General features: G+C 47.0%; 26 protein-coding genes. 12 read left to right on the plus strand and 14 right to left on the minus strand.

The features are described from left to right. Positions 1–135: 135 nt before the first annotated feature. The 4 genes from KNQ15_RS14900 to KNQ15_RS14915 form a co-directional block, all read right to left on the minus strand. Positions 136–1,272 carry a GGDEF domain-containing protein gene (locus KNQ15_RS14900; protein ID WP_214729919.1) on the minus strand — a complete coding sequence of 379 codons (1,137 nt, stop codon included), beginning with the start codon at positions 1,270–1,272 and terminating at the stop codon, positions 136–138. 134 nt (positions 1,273–1,406) lie between these two features. Beyond that, on the minus strand, positions 1,407–1,679 hold the full coding sequence (locus tag KNQ15_RS14905; RefSeq protein WP_214729920.1) for a phage holin: 273 nt from the start codon (positions 1,677–1,679) through the stop codon (positions 1,407–1,409). Next, complete coding sequence (locus tag KNQ15_RS14910; protein WP_214729921.1) at positions 1,649–2,284, minus strand: M15 family metallopeptidase; 636 nt, start codon at positions 2,282–2,284, stop codon at positions 1,649–1,651. The genes KNQ15_RS14905 and KNQ15_RS14910 overlap by 31 nt, the downstream gene beginning before the upstream one ends. Next, on the minus strand, positions 2,284–3,030 hold the full coding sequence (locus tag KNQ15_RS14915; RefSeq protein WP_214729922.1) for a helix-turn-helix domain-containing protein: 747 nt from the start codon (positions 3,028–3,030) through the stop codon (positions 2,284–2,286). Before KNQ15_RS14915 ends, KNQ15_RS14910 begins: the two co-directional genes overlap by 1 nt. 91 nt (positions 3,031–3,121) lie before the next feature. Here KNQ15_RS14915 and KNQ15_RS14920 point away from each other — a divergent pair, with 91 nt between their 5' ends. Continuing rightward, positions 3,122–3,613, plus strand: a complete 492-nt coding sequence (locus KNQ15_RS14920) for a DinB family protein (RefSeq protein WP_214729923.1) — start codon at positions 3,122–3,124, stop codon at positions 3,611–3,613. 40 nt (positions 3,614–3,653) lie between these two features. On the opposite strand, the gene KNQ15_RS14925 is transcribed toward KNQ15_RS14920, so the two are convergent. Next, the gene (locus KNQ15_RS14925) at positions 3,654–4,139 is read right to left on the minus strand and encodes an NUDIX hydrolase (protein WP_214729924.1); all 486 of its coding nucleotides are present in this window, start codon (positions 4,137–4,139) and stop codon (positions 3,654–3,656) included. After that, positions 4,136–4,675, minus strand: coding sequence for a DUF402 domain-containing protein (locus KNQ15_RS14930; protein WP_214729925.1), 540 nt, complete (start codon positions 4,673–4,675; stop codon positions 4,136–4,138). The genes KNQ15_RS14925 and KNQ15_RS14930 overlap by 4 nt, the downstream gene beginning before the upstream one ends. Before the next feature lie 149 nt (positions 4,676–4,824). On the opposite strand from KNQ15_RS14930, the gene KNQ15_RS14935 reads away from it, so the two are divergent. The 3 genes from KNQ15_RS14935 to KNQ15_RS14945 are packed head-to-tail and all read left to right on the plus strand — an operon-like array spanning position 4,825 to position 6,605. Further along, positions 4,825–5,934 (plus strand): GGDEF domain-containing protein, encoded by a 1,110-nt coding sequence (locus tag KNQ15_RS14935; protein ID WP_214729926.1) that lies wholly within the window; start codon positions 4,825–4,827, stop codon positions 5,932–5,934. A 17-nt stretch (positions 5,935–5,951) separates the two neighbouring features. After that, positions 5,952–6,326: a YkvA family protein gene (locus KNQ15_RS17085; protein WP_214729927.1), complete on the plus strand. Its 375-nt coding sequence runs from the start codon at positions 5,952–5,954 to the stop codon at positions 6,324–6,326. 33 nt (positions 6,327–6,359) lie between these two features. Continuing rightward, a complete protein-coding gene (locus KNQ15_RS14945; protein ID WP_214729928.1) occupies positions 6,360–6,605 on the plus strand; it encodes a hypothetical protein in 246 nt (81 codons plus the stop codon). 46 nt (positions 6,606–6,651) lie between these two features. Here KNQ15_RS14945 and KNQ15_RS14950 read toward each other — a convergent pair whose 3' ends face one another. Genes KNQ15_RS14950 through KNQ15_RS14960 form a run of 3 tightly spaced genes read right to left on the minus strand, consistent with a single transcriptional unit; the run spans position 6,652 to position 9,167 of the window. Beyond that, a complete protein-coding gene (locus KNQ15_RS14950; RefSeq protein WP_214729929.1) occupies positions 6,652–7,338 on the minus strand; it encodes a polysaccharide deacetylase family protein in 687 nt (228 codons plus the stop codon). A 16-nt stretch (positions 7,339–7,354) separates the two neighbouring features. After that, complete coding sequence (locus KNQ15_RS14955) at positions 7,355–8,482, minus strand: MGDG synthase family glycosyltransferase (RefSeq protein WP_214729930.1); 1,128 nt, start codon at positions 8,480–8,482, stop codon at positions 7,355–7,357. A 55-nt stretch (positions 8,483–8,537) separates the two neighbouring features. Further along, positions 8,538–9,167 (minus strand): DedA family protein, encoded by a 630-nt coding sequence (locus KNQ15_RS14960; protein WP_214729931.1) that lies wholly within the window; start codon positions 9,165–9,167, stop codon positions 8,538–8,540. Positions 9,168–9,381: 214 nt separating this feature from the next. Between KNQ15_RS14960 and KNQ15_RS14965 the strand changes: the two genes are divergently transcribed. From KNQ15_RS14965 to KNQ15_RS14980, 4 genes are all read left to right on the plus strand, one after another. Continuing rightward, positions 9,382–9,924 (plus strand): GNAT family N-acetyltransferase, encoded by a 543-nt coding sequence (locus KNQ15_RS14965; RefSeq protein WP_214729932.1) that lies wholly within the window; start codon positions 9,382–9,384, stop codon positions 9,922–9,924. 261 nt (positions 9,925–10,185) lie between these two features. Then, positions 10,186–10,653 (plus strand): hypothetical protein, encoded by a 468-nt coding sequence (locus KNQ15_RS14970; protein ID WP_214729933.1) that lies wholly within the window; start codon positions 10,186–10,188, stop codon positions 10,651–10,653. Beyond that, positions 10,619–11,014, plus strand: coding sequence for a hypothetical protein (locus tag KNQ15_RS14975; protein ID WP_214729934.1), 396 nt, complete (start codon positions 10,619–10,621; stop codon positions 11,012–11,014). Before KNQ15_RS14970 ends, KNQ15_RS14975 begins: the two co-directional genes overlap by 35 nt. A gap of 91 nt (positions 11,015–11,105) precedes the next feature. After that, on the plus strand, positions 11,106–11,387 hold the full coding sequence (locus KNQ15_RS14980) for a hypothetical protein (RefSeq protein ID WP_056061134.1): 282 nt from the start codon (positions 11,106–11,108) through the stop codon (positions 11,385–11,387). A gap of 274 nt (positions 11,388–11,661) precedes the next feature. Here the strand turns inward: KNQ15_RS14980 and KNQ15_RS14985 are convergent, their stop codons facing one another. Together KNQ15_RS14985 and KNQ15_RS14990 are read right to left on the minus strand one after the other, a co-directional pair. Next, complete coding sequence (locus KNQ15_RS14985) at positions 11,662–11,844, minus strand: hypothetical protein (RefSeq protein WP_214729935.1); 183 nt, start codon at positions 11,842–11,844, stop codon at positions 11,662–11,664. 128 nt (positions 11,845–11,972) lie between these two features. Further along, entirely contained in the window at positions 11,973–12,608 is a 636-nt protein-coding gene (locus KNQ15_RS14990) for an NAD(P)-dependent oxidoreductase (RefSeq protein WP_214729936.1), read from the minus strand. Between the two features lie 164 nt (positions 12,609–12,772). Between KNQ15_RS14990 and KNQ15_RS14995 the strand changes: the two genes are divergently transcribed. Next, positions 12,773–13,210, plus strand: a complete 438-nt coding sequence (locus tag KNQ15_RS14995; protein ID WP_214729937.1) for an Rrf2 family transcriptional regulator — start codon at positions 12,773–12,775, stop codon at positions 13,208–13,210. Positions 13,211–13,221: 11 nt separating this feature from the next. On the opposite strand, the gene KNQ15_RS15000 is transcribed toward KNQ15_RS14995, so the two are convergent. Beyond that, entirely contained in the window at positions 13,222–13,398 is a 177-nt protein-coding gene (locus KNQ15_RS15000; protein ID WP_155960154.1) for a hypothetical protein, read from the minus strand. A gap of 142 nt (positions 13,399–13,540) precedes the next feature. Continuing rightward, positions 13,541–13,942 (minus strand): NAD(+)--rifampin ADP-ribosyltransferase, encoded by a 402-nt coding sequence (gene arr, locus KNQ15_RS15005; RefSeq protein ID WP_214729938.1) that lies wholly within the window; start codon positions 13,940–13,942, stop codon positions 13,541–13,543. A 193-nt stretch (positions 13,943–14,135) separates the two neighbouring features. Here arr and KNQ15_RS15010 point away from each other — a divergent pair, with 193 nt between their 5' ends. The 3 genes from KNQ15_RS15010 (at position 14,136) to KNQ15_RS15020 (ending at position 15,677) form a co-directional block, all read left to right on the plus strand. Further along, positions 14,136–14,675, plus strand: a complete 540-nt coding sequence (locus KNQ15_RS15010) for a hypothetical protein (RefSeq protein ID WP_214729939.1) — start codon at positions 14,136–14,138, stop codon at positions 14,673–14,675. A gap of 140 nt (positions 14,676–14,815) precedes the next feature. Continuing rightward, positions 14,816–15,235, plus strand: coding sequence for a MarR family winged helix-turn-helix transcriptional regulator (locus KNQ15_RS15015; RefSeq protein ID WP_214729940.1), 420 nt, complete (start codon positions 14,816–14,818; stop codon positions 15,233–15,235). A gap of 19 nt (positions 15,236–15,254) precedes the next feature. Beyond that, the gene (locus KNQ15_RS15020) at positions 15,255–15,677 is read left to right on the plus strand and encodes a MarR family winged helix-turn-helix transcriptional regulator (protein ID WP_214729941.1); all 423 of its coding nucleotides are present in this window, start codon (positions 15,255–15,257) and stop codon (positions 15,675–15,677) included. Between the two features lie 74 nt (positions 15,678–15,751). Here KNQ15_RS15020 and KNQ15_RS15025 read toward each other — a convergent pair whose 3' ends face one another. Beyond that, positions 15,752–16,288 (minus strand): hypothetical protein, encoded by a 537-nt coding sequence (locus KNQ15_RS15025; protein WP_214729942.1) that lies wholly within the window; start codon positions 16,286–16,288, stop codon positions 15,752–15,754. Positions 16,289–16,414 lie beyond the last annotated feature (126 nt).

Genomic DNA, 16,414 nt, shown 5'->3' on the forward strand with positions numbered 1-16,414 from the left:
CATGCAAAAACACCTCCGATGTTAGTACTTTTTAAAAGTGTACCACTCCGAAGGTGTTTTATATTGTCTCAAAATTTTAGGTTAGCCCAGAGCACCGCATCTCACGTGAGGGATTTTTTTTGTCGAATTCAAATTTCAACCTGCCATGTCACCGATTTGGTTCCGACCATTCTCTTTTGCCCGATACAACGCTTGATCGGCTTGATCGATGACCTCTTTTTCCGTCGTGTTTGCTCCGGGTACGAGCGACGTCAAGCCAAGACTGACACTGACCCGGCAAAGTGGTTCATACCGTTCATGTACGATATTCAAATCAAGAATGTCCTGACGGATTCGTTCTGCAATGTGCCGGGTTTCTTCTGCTCCACGCGACAACAAGACTGTGAATTCCTCCCCACCGTACCGTGCGACTTGTCCGTGACGCGCTTGACGCTTTAAGACGCGGGCGACTTCTTTTAAACATTCATCCCCTTTTAAATGACCATACGTATCGTTATAAGATTTAAAGGCATCAACATCGATCAGAATCAGGGAGAGTGGTGTCTGATGTTGCTTGGCTTCTTCAAGGAGTTGCTCGAGTCGTTCATCGAACGCCCGTCGATTCGGGATACCAGTCAAGGCGTCGTGAAGAGAACGATGAATCAAGGCTTGTTTACTGCGCTCCATCCGAAACGTCTGGATGAAGGCGATCAAGACGATGACCGCGATGCTTGCGACAACGACGATGACCCATTTCGCAGCACTCGATGCTTGTTCGGAACGATTCGTTGCTTCAGCAATGATGCGATTGACGTCCGTTCGTAGACGAGCATCGATTGGACGAAACGTCTCGATATACTGCATTCCCTGATATCGTTTTGCCTCAGCCGCTGCTTGATCTCCACTTCGAGCGAGTTCCAGTTGCGCGTCATAAAAATGCGTCGCCGTCTCAATCCGGGGAATCGCCTCGGTCCGGACGAGTTTTCGCATGATCGGATGATTCTCATCGAGTTGATTGAGTCGCTTGACCGTTTGATCCAGTCGATCGATCGTCCGTTCATACTGGGCTAGATCCGCCTCGTTCGGTGAGAGGATATAACTGCGGACGACGAGTTCAAGATTTAGTAACGCTGGAAATAATTCTGCTGCTTCCGTCGAGATGGGAATCGCTTCGTTTAAAATACGAGCATTTTCTCGTTCGATTTTTAGGAAAGCTTGATAACTCCAGACACTTGTAAACAAAAGCGCACAGAGTGCTAAAAACAAATACCGCTGCAACGTTGACCATTTCACAAAAAGACCGACCTTTCTTTCTCCATCTACTTGACTAAAGTCTATCCCTTATATCGGTGTCTTGAAATCAAACTGTTAGTCGTTTGTATGAAATAATACCCGTTGCTAGCACATTCCAAACGCTTCCAGCCTTCTTAATTGGTCAAGGATGTGTTTTCCAGCTGTTCTTGTGACTGCCTTCGTCTCAGCGCCCGCTCAGTCACATCATTATTCTTCCACCAAGCGACGAGTAGACCAATTAGTCCAATTAGACCCGTCACGAACCGTTCGACGTCACTTGACGATACTGGCAATGCTGTGAAACCGAGCGTCGGTAAGAGTAACTCAAGAAAAACATAGAGCGGAATCAAGAGGCGGATCCACGCCTGAAGACGAATCATGGCGACACCGGAAAGAGACGACGCCATGTTTGCGGACCAACAATCCCGTCAGCGACTAGACGACATGTCTGTTGGAACGTTCGAATAGCATGCGTCAATCGAGCATCAAAAATTCCTGTCACCACAAGACCCAAACGTTTTTCTATTGCTTGGACGAGTTCCGGTGCTTGAATTCGTTCCCGGAGATAGTGTCCTTGTTTTGGTACATGATGACGCGCGAGACTGACATGATCATACAGTTCAAAGTGTGGGTAGTCGGGAAAACGAGACCAATCCCCTCCCCAACTCATTCCGCGTCGTTTCATCGCGCTAACGATTCGGTGGAGTCGCGCATCTGGCGGAGAAAGGAACAATGCGCCGTCTTCGTAAAGGAAGACGTCGATTGCGACACCGAAGTTATGGTTTGATTGTCCGCCGCGTGCTTGCGTCACGATTGGACCTGGTGTCGTTCGTCCCTTCGCATACAACGCATTCTGTTCGGCGATGCTCCGAAAGCTTTGCGCTATACCGAGCTTGATCCCTTGCGGATAAAGCTCACGAATCACGTCACGCGTGATCCGGACGACAGACGGATGCATTCCAGGAACGGATAGTTTTTGATTCGCACGTCGGAGTAATTCTTCCAGTTGCATCAAGCTCCCTCCCTTGTCAGTGCTTGTAATAATTCAGCAATTTCGGCATCGTCCGGTATGATCTGTTTTTCCTTATGGTGTGCTTCATATGCTCGTTGCGCTGCTTTTTCACGTTCTACCCAATTCGGTAATTGAAATAATGAATTATTCCTTCTCGAACGTTTGGTTACTTGTTTCGGACGTTCTGACGCGGGTCCGGTTGCAAGACGCTTAACGACCTGTTCAATGTAACCGAAATGACGACTGTTCGCCCGTCCCGCTTCTTCAATTGCGTACTGGATTCGCTCGATTGGATGTTCGTTCGCAAGCAACAGCAACTCTTGTTCGATTCGTGGTGACACCTTTCCGAGATTCGACTCATACTGCTGCACCAGATCCTTTTTTAAAGATGTCTTCTTCAAGACTTCTTCTTCGGAGTCAGCAGAAGTCTCGGGGGCAGTCGTCTCGTGACTCGCCGGGGATGGCGTATCGACATGGGGCAGGACACGATAAGCATTCGAGGTCTGTCCTCCGTGTTTCGTGAACCGTTCGACTTTCTCGATCCGACCACTTGCGATCAAGGACTGGATACACGACTTGACTGTCGATTTACTGCACGGAACAGCATCGGCGATCGTCTGATAGGACGGAAACGCTTGACCACTGAAGCTTTCAAGGATCAGGTAGATCATTTTTTCATGGACGGACGCGAATGCCGTCCCGCTCCGTAAGAGCGTATGGGGAACCGGAAGATATGGAGCTTGCATGGTGATTCCTCCTTTCTAGGAAATATGACAGGAAGAAGTCGTGGATTGTTCGAAAAGAGTGAAGAAGATATTTTTTGAGAGGAGTGACAGGATGAACGAACTATTCACCTATTATCTACAAGAACTTGATCGCTATCAGCCGGATGCGTTGATTCATCATCTCGACCGTGACACGTGGTCGATTAGTCAAATGTACGATCATTTGATCGTCGTCAGTCATGAATATTTGGATGAAGTCGAGTCGTGCCGGTTCGCACCCGTGACCACGTCCGGGAAGTCACCGTTCGGCGAACAGTTATTTGCTGCTGGTGCATTTCCGTCGACACCGATCCGGTTACCGGATGCGCTGAACGCCCCACCGGATGAGACGGATCAGGTTGAACAAATACGGACACGTTGGTTGCAACTGATTGATCGTCACGTAACGCTCGCAACGATTGCTCAGGCGACACCCGTTGATCAAAAGACGCAACACGGTGGGATGGGCTGGTTGAACGCTGCCGAGTGGTATGCCCTCGTCTCGTACCATCTCGCGCATCACCGGCATCAAAAACGACGACTCGACGCTGCGCTAGCCAATTGAACATGAAAAAGCGCTCTCCGCATGCGAAGAGCGCTTCGATTCATTTTAAGACATCCCAATTCGAAAAGTGTCGTGCCTCAAGATCGAGTTGTTGTTCCTCAATCCAGCGGAATGCTTCAAGTACGAGCGGTGACGCATTGTCGATTGAAACTTCACTCGCCTTGACCCAACGCGCACCGAGTGAGTCTTGTCCGACGAATTGCTCGGGAATGCCAAGCGTTCCACCGGTCTGTCGAACGAGATAAAAGACGGCGATATGATGGACTTCATCGAACTCCCGCCAGTCCCACGGGAGCTTGAAGTCAGCGACGCCGATCTGTCGTTCAAGTGCGACCTCGAGCCCTGTCTCTTCCGTGAACTCACGGCGCATTGCCGTAGCGAGCGTCTCCCCTTCTTCGAGGCTTCCCCCCGGTAAATCATAGCGATTGATATACGGTCCACCATTCTTTTCAATGACGAGTAAAGCATCGTCCTTCATCAATAATCCATAGACACCAAACGCCCGGTGACAACGAATTGTCTTCATGTGTCATTCCCCCTTCTCTTCATCTGCAGGACGGTCGGGATGAACGCATCGAAGAAACCGTCAAACGGAAACTGTTGCTCTGCAATCCTTCTTTGCAGGCTCAACAGCGACGCACGGGCTCGTTCAATCACATCAGACGGATAGTCGTACAATTTTTGGTTCTCCAAAAATTCGTCCTCGTCGACGACTTTCCACTCTCCATTTCGCTGAACGAGATCGAGATCCAGATCGATGAATGATAAGGTATTTCCCTGAAGAATCGGCGGTAAGCAAATGTTACAGTAGTACGTCACCTCTCCCGTCCGTTCTAAATCGAGACCGACCGTGAAATCCGCATCAAGCGGATAAAATTCAAGACTGTAGTTATCGTATGTATAAAGAGCGTCCCGTCGATGATGATGGAGCGTCCGTCCTGGCGTGTTCGCAATGAGCAGATAATTTTTCGTCTGCTCAAGCACGTATCCGTCCCACGAGTAATGCGGATATCCGTCAAATTTCCGTGCTTCGATTGATAAATGCTTTAGTTCCAAGTCCACCCCGTCCCTTCCCAATAGATCTCTTATTTTACCAAATTATTTCATTCGAGCAAGTCTTTACATGAAGCTTTAAAATTTTGAGACTCTCTCGTTGACATCCTTTATCAAACTGCTATCGTGAAAGTATCATACTCAAGGATGTGGAACTCATGTTCATTGCCGAGTTGTTATTGAATGCTTGCATCGCTTTCACCGGCTTTTATTTGATCGCCAAAATCATTTATAGTCAACGCCTCGCATCGAGTAGCCTGAAGTCGCTTATCGTTGGTCTCGCGACAGGGTTGCTTGGCGTACTGTTGATGTTTAAAGGAATTGCCGTCAACGAATCATTACGGATGGATCTGCGTTATTTACCGCTCGTCCTGCTCGCTTTTTACGGCGTCCGCTCGCCACTGATCATCGCGACGCTGATCATCGGTTGTTCCCGCTTCTACTTCGGCTGGACACCGCAAGCGGTCGTCGCCTTTCTTGCTGTCCTTGGCATCAGCACCGGGATGTACTTCATCCACAAACGACTGCTCCACCGACCGTTCTTGCAAAACCTGATCATGAACGTCTGGGCCTTGTTCATGATCTCAATCGCCGTCTCGATCAATCTCGGTTTTAGTGACGCCGCCCTTCGCTTACTCGCTTCGACATGGACGATCGGACTCGCGGTCGGACTGTTATCGAGTCTGTTGACAATCGACTTTCAATTGCTCAACGAACAGGTCCAGCGCTATAAACAATCAGCCGAACTCGATCATTTGACAGGACTCTATAATCGACGTGTTTGGGACGAACGAACGGCATCGCTTGAAGCAGAAGGACGCGTCTACAATGTGCTCGCGCTCGATATCGATCATTTCAAGCATGTCAACGATACGTACGGTCATGCGAACGGTGATCTCGTCTTGCAACAGTTTGCACGGATCTTGCAGGAAGAGACACGTCCGCACGATATCACTGCTCGAATTGGCGGCGAAGAATTCATGGTCCTCATCTATGATCTCACGCCTCCAAAAGTCACGAAAGTTGCTAACCGGATTCGAGAACGGATCGCGAACACACACTTTCAGCTCGACGGATCCCCGTCGATTGCCATCACGGCATCCGTCGGGATCGCTCACGGGAAACATATCGCCATTCAAAGAATGAATATTCTTGCGGACGACGCATTATATGCCTCAAAGGAACAAGGACGAAATCGTGTCATTCTGTATGAAGCGGATGAAGAGGCAGCCGTCACGACAAACGAACGGGAACCGGTTCGCTCATAAGAAAGGAGTACTCGTCTATGTTAGAGCGAATGAAACAGATCGCTAGACGGATGAAGCAACAATTATCAGTCCTCTCTTATGCAATCGAACATCCTCGTTTACCTCGTCATATCAAATGGGGAATCATCGCCTTGATCGCCTATACTGTCAGTCCGATCGACTTGATACCAGATTTTTTGCCCGTCATCGGCCTTCTCGACGATCTCTTACTCGTTCCACTCGGTATCTACTTCATCATCCGTTCGATTCCTAAAGAGATCTTGACACAAGCACAACGACGACTTGAACAACAAGGAACTCGTTCCTTTCCATTGCTCCGACGTTATGGTCTAGCTTTCGTATTAATTTGTTGGGGCATTGGTATCGGTCTTGTGATATGGTGGATAGTGTAAAAAAAACCAAATCCACCCATAAGGAGTAGTTCAATGAAAACTGAGTTTGAGTTCATGACGACATCGGAAGCAATTCTATTCGTCAGTTCCTTTTTCATGTGGCTTTACATTGGTCGGCATTTCGTCATGATCACGACGTTCGACGACTTATTTTTGACGCAATCTTGGTGGTTACTACTTCCGGTCATCACCTTCATCCTATTCTTACGCTCGTTCGTCGTGCGGCGCTTGATTCTCCATCATAGTCAAGAAGATGAGGACTTGTCACGCGAAGCATAATCCATGTAAAAGAGGAGCTATCCGGCACCGGATAGCTCCTCTTTTTTTACGTTTGATCAATGCGACGAAACTGTAAGCCGCGTGCTTTCCAGTTCGGCAAGAGTTCACGAAGCGCTTCAATCGTCTGCACGGGTGCTTGTGGGTCCGCGCCGAACGTATCCCCGTTATCGTGGAGCAAGATGATATCTCCGTCTGACACATTTGATAGTAGCCTCTTGATTTTTGTCGTCCCGCCTTCTACCTTCCAGTCTTCCGCCATCTTCGACCAGAGAATCATCTTGTAAGCGGTTGGCCAGAGGACATCTCCGGCATTGAGTGCACCCCACGGTGGACGATAGACCGTCGGACATTCACCGGTGATCCGTTCAATGATCATAGCCGTCCGCTCGATTCCTGCCCGGACCGTCGACGGTCGCATCGACCAGTTCGGTCGATGGACGTAATTGTGGATACCGAGTTGATGCCCTTCGTCGTGTATCCGGCGAATGAGGTCCGGATGTGCTTCTGCTTTATGACCAACGACAAAAAACGTCGCCTGAATGCCTTCTTGTTTTAAGAAATCAAGCAGTTCTGCCGTATAGACGGGATCAGGACCATCATCGAACGTCAAGGCGACATATCGTGAGTTCAATGATTTTGTCACGCGCCACCCAAAGACGCGTGACGCCACGTACGGGACGACCGTATAGGCGAGTGTCGCGAGAATTCCTGCTGTGATAAGACGTGAACGCATAGAAACTAACTCCCTTTTATTCATTTACTTTTCGGCGACGGTCTTGCAGGCAACCCGCAATCCGTTCCGCGAAGAACCGCTGATCGGCCATGACGCGATCATTTTGATACACTGTGACTGCTTGTTGCCAAGCATGCATGACGTCTGGGTTCTCAAGCGTCCGACGGATGACGTCCGCGAGTGTGTCCGTTTGATGAAATGCGAACGCAAGTCCTTTCTCCATCAAATACGTACGATTGATCTCTTCTTGTCCCGGTAGGACGTGCTGAATGAACAACGGTACACGTTTTTCGAATGCTTCGCTAACCGTCACGCCACCCGGTTTCGTAACGATCGCATCCATTCGTTCATACAACTGATTCATCTCATCCCGTGAATCGATATAGGTGAGCGGATGGATATGTGGATGACGTCGCGAAGCTAGTCGTTTATACAATGTTTGGTTCTTCCCACATAAGACATGGAAATCTGCTTCTGGACACTGTTCGATCTGCGTCAGTAAGGTCTCGAGTTGACCTAGTCCACCGTTTCCGCCTGCGACAAGAATTTGTTTGCGTGATTGCGTCGAGCGAAAAATGGAACCGCCAGCGATTGCTGGATGGACGGGGATACCCGTCACGAACAAGCGCTCAATGGGTACAGCATGATGCTCGTGCAATTCTTGCCTTGCCTCACGATTCGGCAACAGATGATACTCGATATGCGTCTTTCCCCAGACGCGGCTGACGAATAAATCGGTATAGGCATTGATGACCGGTACGTCACAAAGGTTTCGTTCTTTTAATTGATTCAAGAGATAGGATGGAAACGCATGTGTACAGATGATGACGTCCGGTTGTTCCGTCTGGATGATCCGTAACATCTGTTGTTGGAAATAATGCGACGTCCACCCTGTCGACCGCGCATTGCTCGAACGTCCGGCAATATGCTGGTGATAAAAACGGCTATAGCCGTTTGAGAAGTGTCGGATCCAGTTCAGGTAAAACTTCGATGTCACCCATTCCGCAAACGGGCTGATCGTACTGAGCAATTCTACTTCCTTGACTTCAACCCCTGGACCTTGCAGTCGTTCGGCGATCGCTTCGGCAACCAGATGATGACCGGATCGCATCCTTAAAAAAGGAAAGATCACTATTTTTTGCATCGTTCGTCCACTCCTTCAAACTGTTCCGACGTTCCTTCAAAAAAAGAAGTAACGTTTAGTCTTCTTTTCCCGCTTCGTTTTTCCCTGAAACGACGCGTTTCTCAAGTCGCTTCCGCTTGAGCCATTTCACGAGCACTCCGAGCAGGAACAATACGAGTAAGGCAAGTCCGAAATACGGTACGACTTCCGGCTTGATATGAAATGTCTTTCCTGCAAAATGACCGAGTAAGACAAAGGGTACGACCCACAGCGCGGAACCGATTGCTGACACAAAAAAGTACCGACCGAAAGAAATCCGCTTCATGCCTGCAAAATATGGATTGATCTGTCGCACCCCCGGAACATAAAGACCGCCGATGATCGTTCGATTGATTCGTTCCATGTAGCCGTTTGACACCCGCTCCCAACGTTCCTTCGTCAATCCGATGAATCGACCGTATCGTAGGACAGTCGGTCCGAAGAAGCGACCTGCTCCATATGCCGTCAGCATACCGACGAACGTCCCAGCATACGCAGTCAAGATCGAATAGATTAAACGTTCTTCGTTTTGACCACTTAAGATGCCAATCAGGACGAGTAAGGATTCTTCCGGTGCTGGAATCCCGACGATGCCAAAAAATAAAAAAATAAAAATAACGCTGTATCCATAGGCATCGAGATACTGATTGACCGTATCCATGTTCATGTCGTCACGTCCTCTACTGCTGTCTTTCTGTACTGTTTCAACGTCTTCTGACTATGTATTCGTTCCTGTTGAAGCAATTCCTTTTTTAGAAAAATTAAAACCTGGTTCATTCGAAAATTGACCTGTTCTCGCATCTCTCCTCGTGACAATGCTCAGTCTGTAGGAGATGATGAATAGAGTAAAGTAGATCTCTATAGAAAGAAGGAGGATGACAATGAAAGAGACTGAAAAGCTGACGATTCAACCGCTATCGTTCGAGAGCATTCCATTCGTCAATCATTCCAACGATTCATTCCCGATCATCGGACGCATCGTTCCGCAGTTTTCTGGTACCGCATGGTCTTATACGGAAGAACTCTATGAAACCGCTACTGAAACCCGTTTTCCTGACGATCGACTCGATTGGGCGACGTATATCGAAAACGAGAATCGAATCGTCCTCCTCGCCTTTTCCGGCACTTCTTGTGTCGGACAGATTCGTCTTGTTCGTGACTGGAACCGTTTCGCCTACATCGAAAACATCGCGGTCAAACAAGCGTTTCGTAAACTAGGCGTCGGACACCAATTGCTTGTCGCTGCGTCAAAATGGGCACAGCAACGTGAGTTGAGTGGTCTGTCACTCGAAGCACAGGACGATAACTTGATTGCTTGCCGTTTTTACAAACGAGAAGGTTTCGTGCTCGGCGGTGTCGATAGTTTAAAACAATTCGCCAATCCACATATTGAACTGACCTTGTATTGGTATAAACTATTTTGAACGTCAGTCGGAAAGGGCTTATCTCATGTTATCTATCGTAAAGAACAGTTTCATTTCCGCGATATTGTTCGCTTTCTTGTATGCACTCATTGCTGGGTTTGAGATGGGTGATCCAGCAATATACGACACTTCCTTCACTGACTTCTTTATGATTGGTCTATTGTTTGCCGGTCCCGCCATTTCGCAAGAATTGTCCTCTATCTGCTCATGCTACCAAATTCGTTTTCGCTTGTTCACATCTTATTCTGTTCAGGTGTAGCGTTGATCTATTTCATCGTCTCCGAGTCGGCGCGAAAGTATTTATCATTCCTCCCCTATCTGTTCGGGTGGCTCGGTCGGACCGTCTTCAGCTTTTTTCTGTTTCTCCAATTGTTTGGCTCGATGACGATGATGGTTCCGTTTTTGTCTTACGCGGTGCAGCTCGTCAATGAACAGTTGGATGCTGTCATGCTATTATTCTTCAGCGGTACCGTGATTGCTGACGCTCTGTTAGCTGTCCGCTTCACGAAACGTTCGCTACCGTGGATGACGCATCTCCTCGTTCATCAAGGTACGGTCTTCGTGTTTGCCGGTGCGTTCATCTTGTTCAGTGCACTTCCCGCGCTATTTTTCATCGGAAACGTAGTCGCTGCCTTTTTATATGTAATGATCACCCGTCTATTCATCCTCATGAAGACTGGAAAGGAGGAGTACCATGATCCGTCTGTCATTTCGACTACTGATGAGTAATTGGATTTTTTTGATGTTCTACCAATACCTTCCGTTGTCACCACGACTTATGCCCGATACAGACTCTGGGTATTATTCAGGTGTCTTCGAAACCTTGCTGTCGTTTGCGATCGTCATCACGATTGGTGGCATCCTGACTGACGCGATTCGTTACTTCCGATTTCGCTCACGTCCACTACCTTGGATAACACACCTCCTCCTGAATCAAGGCATCGCCTTATTACTCGGTGGCGTACTGTTACTTGTATTCAAAGGTCTGTTTCAACCGATCTATTTTCAGGCAATCGCGAGTAGCGCCGCTTTCCTCTACTTTTTGATGACGCGTTTGACATTGTTATACAAGAAAGATTCAGCTGTTTGAAATCAGCCACTTTCTTACATTTTTGTTAGGTAAAACAAGAAGACCTACGCTTTATACTAAATGTATCGTTTAGTAAAAGGAGACATGCCACATGTTTCGTCAAAAATCGCTTCTGTATTTACTCATTTTTCTGTCCTTTGGTTTAGCTTTCGATACGATCACAGGATCGTCTCTCGTTCCGTTCGTCGAACCCCTTCATCTTTTGATGACTTCTCTTGCGTTGACGATCACGACCGCCTGTTTGACTCTGTTCTTTTTGCTTTACTACGGTCTTCGTCCGCATCTCGAATTACTGATCGTCCTTCCCTTTTTGATTTTGACGAGCGGCATCACGTTCTTCTTCGTCTTCTTGAGCGCAATGACTGTCATTTAACGTCACCAAAAAGGGGCTGACTCAAAAGTCAGTCTCTACAAAGATAAGGGTGGCAGAATGATGATCTGCCACCCTTATCTTTTAACAAAAAGAATGACGCGTCACACGCCACTCCTACAGGAAAAAGCGCATTATGCGCTGTCAGAGAAAAACAAGACCCGATTTCCTGCTTGAATGAAGCAGGAAAACTGGCTTGTGTCTCGCCTGAGGAAAGGGCGTGAAAAGACGAGTCATTCTTTTTTTGAGTCAGCCCCTTTGATCGACAATATGTAGATCACGGTTTGGCATGAAGCTCAAGCAACGGATCGGCGTCACTCGGCCAATTGATTTGTCCCGTGTAATGATCCTCAATCGTCGCGACTGGTTCCGAACGTTCGAATCGAGACGGTTGCGTCGACGTCGTACAGTCGATCAAGATCGCTAACAGACTGATGATACTAAAACATCGTCGCATCATGATGTATGCTCCTTTTGTCGTTTCTCTTCTCATTTTAAGCAAACCGTGCTGATTCGCCATCCGTCCTCCGCTGTATCTCTCACTTCGCCCATCAAAAAAGACCGACTAGATACGTCGGTCTGACACCGTCATCCTTGTTCACCAACGACGGAAAATCGTTCGTTGAGATGTTGTCCCTTTTCAAGCTCATCCACTACAGCAATAGCGTAATCCGCGTAACTGATATAGCTTTCCCCTTTTGCATTTAGAATCATCTGCTCGCCGCCGACCAAATACGTTCCTGTTCGTTGACCGCTCGGATCAAAGAATCCAGCGGGGCTGAGATACGTCCACGTCACGTCTTGCTGTCCTTGTAGTTCGATCAGATTTTTCCCCATATTCGAGGCTGTCGGATAATACGCTTCCGGGAAATCCGGTGTTTCCATGACGCGTGTCGAATGACTCTCGTCAACGAATAGACTACCAGCTCCACCGACGACGAATAGGCGCGTCTTACTGCCTGCTAACTGATTGATCAAGTGACGCCCGACTTCGATATGTTTCGTCTCCTCACCGGGTGCTGCGTTAAACGCATTGACGATTGCGTCAAACTCGTTCAAGTCGTCTTTCGTCAGTGCGAGGACATCGCGCTCGAGAATCGTGACGTTAGCCGTCACTTTTGCCGCATTACGGACGATTGCTGTGACGTCATGCCCGCGCTCGATTGCTTCTTGTAGAATCAATTGCCCTGCTTTTCCTGTTGCACCGATCACTCCAATGTTCATGATGATTCCTCCTTTTGATATGTAACTACTTCGATTACATGTAACCAATATAGTTACAATCAAAGTGCTTGTCAACATTATTGTCTCTATTCCCCGTTTCTTGCCAAATGAACAATACGACGTATAATGAGAGAACACTGTTATTAAGAAGGAGGGGTCATCGGTTGGCCATCAGTACACGTTTTTCCGTCGGCATCCACATTCTCTCGTTGATTGCAACCGACGAGAAAATGACATCCGACTTGATTGCCTACAGCGTCAATACGAATCCGGTTGTCATCCGTAAAATCATGAGCATGCTCAAAAAAGCCGATTTGATTGAAGTTCGTCCGGGTGTTGCCGGTGCGCGGCTCGCCCGTCCATTGTCTAGCATCACGTTGCTTGACGTTTATCACGCTGTCGCTGTCGTACCGGACAAGGAATTGTTCGGCGTCCATGCGGCACCGAGTCCAGACTGCCCGGTCGGACGAAACATCCAATCGACGGTCACGCCAATCTTCGAGCTTGCGCAATCCGCCCTTGAGAAAGTGCTGGCTCATGTCACGCTTGATGATATCGTCAATGAAATCGAACAAAAAGAAGCATCGTCCTCGAAAGGATGATGCTTCTTACTTTAGAAAAACCATTGGTATAGCAAATATCCTCCACCAAGGATTACGACGACTGCAAGCATCTCAAGTCCGCGCATTCCGTCGTTTTGTCCACGAGGTACGGCACTACCAAGACCTTGATCAACACCATCGCGTAGATGATCGAGTGTTTGTTTCTTTTCTTGTTTGTAGCGAGACAATCGAATAACCCCCTTTTTACATATTGTACCATTATATCCTTCTCTTGTATGATGATATTAGTTGATTAAATAAAGAGTTCATCATCAGCTGTTATTATTGAAATAGCGAGTTTCAAAAAACGGAAAGAGTAAGATTGATTTGTTAATCGATAATCGTGTCCTTCCCTTCTGCTCGTAACCGCTGAAGCGATGCTTTCATCGTCTCAATCTCTTCGTCCGTATGCCGTTCCCACGTTCCGAGTTCAGCGATGATCTTCACAGGTTCAGTCGAACGATACGACCTGGTCGGATTGCCTGGAAATCGTTTGTTCGTCAAATTCGGATCATCTTCATACGCCCCGAGCGGCTCGACGAGGTAGATGTGCTCTGGAGCGTCAGATTGTGCGAGCTCCGCGCCCCACTTCGCTGCATCGAGCATTGCCGTGAAATAGATATGTTGGAGCGGATGTTCTCGAAAATTCGATGCATGTCCCGGCTTTAATTCGTCACCGATTTGAAGTGTCGCTTTCGTGCCATGGAAAAATGGACCTTCGACTGTTTTCATATACTCGCCTCCTGACTTGATACATTCAGTATAGGCAGTAGATTCATCGAGATGTAGTCTGTTTCAAAACGAAATTTCAAGGTATACTTATAGCAAAAGAAGACAAATTTGTCGTCAGATTGTAAATCGTTTTTCATCTACCCGTCAAGCATGATGGGATTAGTCATTTTATATAGGAGGTCATCCGTTTAACGTGAAGTTCTTTAAAGCTTTAGCGAAAACCGAAGAGGCTGTCTGGATTCCAGAAGCCGAGTGGCAAACCGTTTGTAAGCAAGAAGGATTGACAGTGCCGAATCATCCACAAGAACAAATCGTTGGGCTTGCATATAATAATCAACGCCAGATTGTTGAGGTCACTCGAAACTTACGTCTCCCTTCACTAAGTTATTACGTTACGATTCTTGAACCACCGAATAGTCGATCGCTTGTCTCGAAACGATCCTATTTGACCGTTCTTTATGAAGGTACGAAACAGACGGAAAATACAGAATATGGTACGTTTTCTTTAATTGAAATCAATGTCAGAGAAGAAGGTCTTGGCGAACGTGGTTTGTTGCTCGAGGCTTTGATTCAAGACATTGTGAAAAAATTCAAGTCTTTTGTCATTCGTGGCGACTATGCGACGATCACCTTACAAGGACGCGTCTCTGAGATGTGCTTTACGAAATATGGATTCCAATTGAAGGATTCGTATCTCACGTTATCAAGCGGTATACTTCCTGATCGGATTTGATTCGATCAGGATTTTTTATAGGTATATCGAAATAATGGAAAGTGATGGTTTTTCGCTCAAACTAGTAGCACGAGATATTTTTAATATGGTATGGTGAAACTAGTTCAACAGCAGTACATTCTATATTTAAGAAGTTCTCCATGACAACAACTACAGAGACATATCCAATGGCATGCCGGCATACAATTGCGGCCTATCATAATCAACAAATCAAGCGTGCCAACGATTTCTTAAAACACTGGGATCTTTCCCATACGAATCTGGAAGTATTACGTTGCTTACACACGACCTCATGCACGAGTCAGAAGGAAATCGCCGAACGGATCCAAGTGACCGATGGCACGATTTCACACGGAATCAAACGACTGTTCGACCGGCAACTGATCACGCGTCAACGGAAATGGAAGACGAACTATCTTCTGCTGACGGAAAAAGGAACAGCCATCCTACAAGAAGTGGTGCCCGCCTACGAACGTTTTCAACAAGAACAATTCGCCGCTTTGACGGCTCGACAACAAGAAGAATTGATCCGTTTCTTCGATAAGCTCAACCCTGCGTGACGAAAGAGGAGGAAAAAATATGACCTTCACATTCGAATCCTCGATGCAGCACTGGAACGCCATTCAGCGACTCCATGGCCGTTATTCGAAAGAAGTCAACGATGTGTTGAGACCAAAAGGACTCTCGAAGTCCCAATTCGATTTATTGATGACCTTGTATCACCAAGAAAGTGCGACGCAAAAATCACTTGAACGAACGCTTGAACTTTCAAGTGGCGCCATTTCACAAACGGTCAAGAAATTACTTGCTGAACATCTCGTCATCCGGAAACGGATCAATCGAGAAAAGCGGGTTTTGTTGACAGAACAGGGAACGAAGTTGATCCAAACGTCCGCTCCTGAAATCGAGGAAATCGATGATCGTTATTTCCGTGCTTTTACGTCAAAGGACCACGAAACGTTTGATCAATTGCTGCATAAGATGCAGAGCGATCATTTTTAAATGCTTCTAGTCGCTAAAACTTTGCAAGTCCTTCTCTCTTCTGCACGGTACAGGAGAGAGAAGGACTCTTTTTGTTATTCATTGGTAACATCATGTCGCGCGATTTTATAATCTGACTCAGATATTTGCCATTCCTCTCGAGTCCACCATGCGATCAAGCTCGCCATTAATAAGATGCTTGCCCAGTAAATCAAGAAGGTGTTGCCGTTAAAGTATTGACTGTTCATATAGGGCGAAGGCATCGACGTAATACTCGTTAAATAGTCCCCATCAATCGTTCCACGATCTGCAATGACTTGTTTTTTGACCAACACTTGATACTGGCTGAACTGTTCGATTTGATAAAGGATGCCACACACAAGATAGATTGTCGTGCTGGTGGATAGACCAATCAAGGATAAAAAACGTAACTGCGCTTCTCTTATCCATTTCAACACCAGAATGATCCCGATTGGAAAAAGTAACAGGAGTAGCATGAGTGGTAGGAACCCTAGATTCCCATTGCCGCTAATTTGTTGTGGATATACTTGCGTCGAGCGACCCAAGGATACAAGAAGTCCACTAAAGATGCTTAATGCTACTATCAATCGGTCTATCTTCACGATTCTCATCCAATCGTTCCCTCCTTTAAAAATTGTTCGTGATCAATATGATTACACTCATTATACAAAAAGGAGATATTCAAAATTTCCTTTTTCAGGAATCAAGGAAATGTGTTATCCGATTTCTATTATCTT

Source organism: Exiguobacterium sp. s168, assembly GCF_018619035.1.
GTDB classification, from domain to species: Bacteria; Bacillota; Bacilli; order Exiguobacteriales; family Exiguobacteriaceae; genus Exiguobacterium_A; species Exiguobacterium_A acetylicum.

Excerpts from the sequence above, each read along its gene's own strand:
- arr (WP_214729938.1), bottom strand. The coding sequence starts at position 13,942 with ATGAAAACAGTCGAAGGTCCATTTTTCCATGGCACGAAAGCGACACTT.
- KNQ15_RS14980 (WP_056061134.1), top strand. The coding sequence starts at position 11,106 with ATGTTTCGTCAAAAATCGCTTCTGTATTTACTCATTTTTCTGTCCTTT.
- KNQ15_RS14945 (WP_214729928.1), top strand. The coding sequence starts at position 6,360 with ATGAAAACTGAGTTTGAGTTCATGACGACATCGGAAGCAATTCTATTC.
- KNQ15_RS17085 (WP_214729927.1), top strand. The coding sequence starts at position 5,952 with ATGTTAGAGCGAATGAAACAGATCGCTAGACGGATGAAGCAACAATTA.
- KNQ15_RS15015 (WP_214729940.1), top strand. The coding sequence starts at position 14,816 with ATGACAACAACTACAGAGACATATCCAATGGCATGCCGGCATACAATT.
- KNQ15_RS15020 (WP_214729941.1), top strand. The coding sequence starts at position 15,255 with ATGACCTTCACATTCGAATCCTCGATGCAGCACTGGAACGCCATTCAG.
- KNQ15_RS14990 (WP_214729936.1), bottom strand. The coding sequence starts at position 12,608 with ATGAACATTGGAGTGATCGGTGCAACAGGAAAAGCAGGGCAATTGATT.
- KNQ15_RS15025 (WP_214729942.1), bottom strand. The coding sequence starts at position 16,288 with ATGAGAATCGTGAAGATAGACCGATTGATAGTAGCATTAAGCATCTTT.
- KNQ15_RS14950 (WP_214729929.1), bottom strand. The coding sequence starts at position 7,338 with ATGCGTTCACGTCTTATCACAGCAGGAATTCTCGCGACACTCGCCTAT.
- KNQ15_RS14915 (WP_214729922.1), bottom strand. The coding sequence starts at position 3,030 with ATGCAAGCTCCATATCTTCCGGTTCCCCATACGCTCTTACGGAGCGGG.
- KNQ15_RS14925 (WP_214729924.1), bottom strand. The coding sequence starts at position 4,139 with ATGAAGACAATTCGTTGTCACCGGGCGTTTGGTGTCTATGGATTATTG.
- KNQ15_RS14920 (WP_214729923.1), top strand. The coding sequence starts at position 3,122 with ATGAACGAACTATTCACCTATTATCTACAAGAACTTGATCGCTATCAG.
- KNQ15_RS14960 (WP_214729931.1), bottom strand. The coding sequence starts at position 9,167 with ATGAACATGGATACGGTCAATCAGTATCTCGATGCCTATGGATACAGC.
- KNQ15_RS14935 (WP_214729926.1), top strand. The coding sequence starts at position 4,825 with ATGTTCATTGCCGAGTTGTTATTGAATGCTTGCATCGCTTTCACCGGC.
- KNQ15_RS14975 (WP_214729934.1), top strand. The coding sequence starts at position 10,619 with ATGATCCGTCTGTCATTTCGACTACTGATGAGTAATTGGATTTTTTTG.
- KNQ15_RS14905 (WP_214729920.1), bottom strand. The coding sequence starts at position 1,679 with ATGGCGTCGTCTCTTTCCGGTGTCGCCATGATTCGTCTTCAGGCGTGG.
- KNQ15_RS14955 (WP_214729930.1), bottom strand. The coding sequence starts at position 8,482 with ATGCAAAAAATAGTGATCTTTCCTTTTTTAAGGATGCGATCCGGTCAT.
- KNQ15_RS14910 (WP_214729921.1), bottom strand. The coding sequence starts at position 2,284 with ATGCAACTGGAAGAATTACTCCGACGTGCGAATCAAAAACTATCCGTT.
- KNQ15_RS14965 (WP_214729932.1), top strand. The coding sequence starts at position 9,382 with ATGAAAGAGACTGAAAAGCTGACGATTCAACCGCTATCGTTCGAGAGC.
- KNQ15_RS14985 (WP_214729935.1), bottom strand. The coding sequence starts at position 11,844 with ATGATGCGACGATGTTTTAGTATCATCAGTCTGTTAGCGATCTTGATC.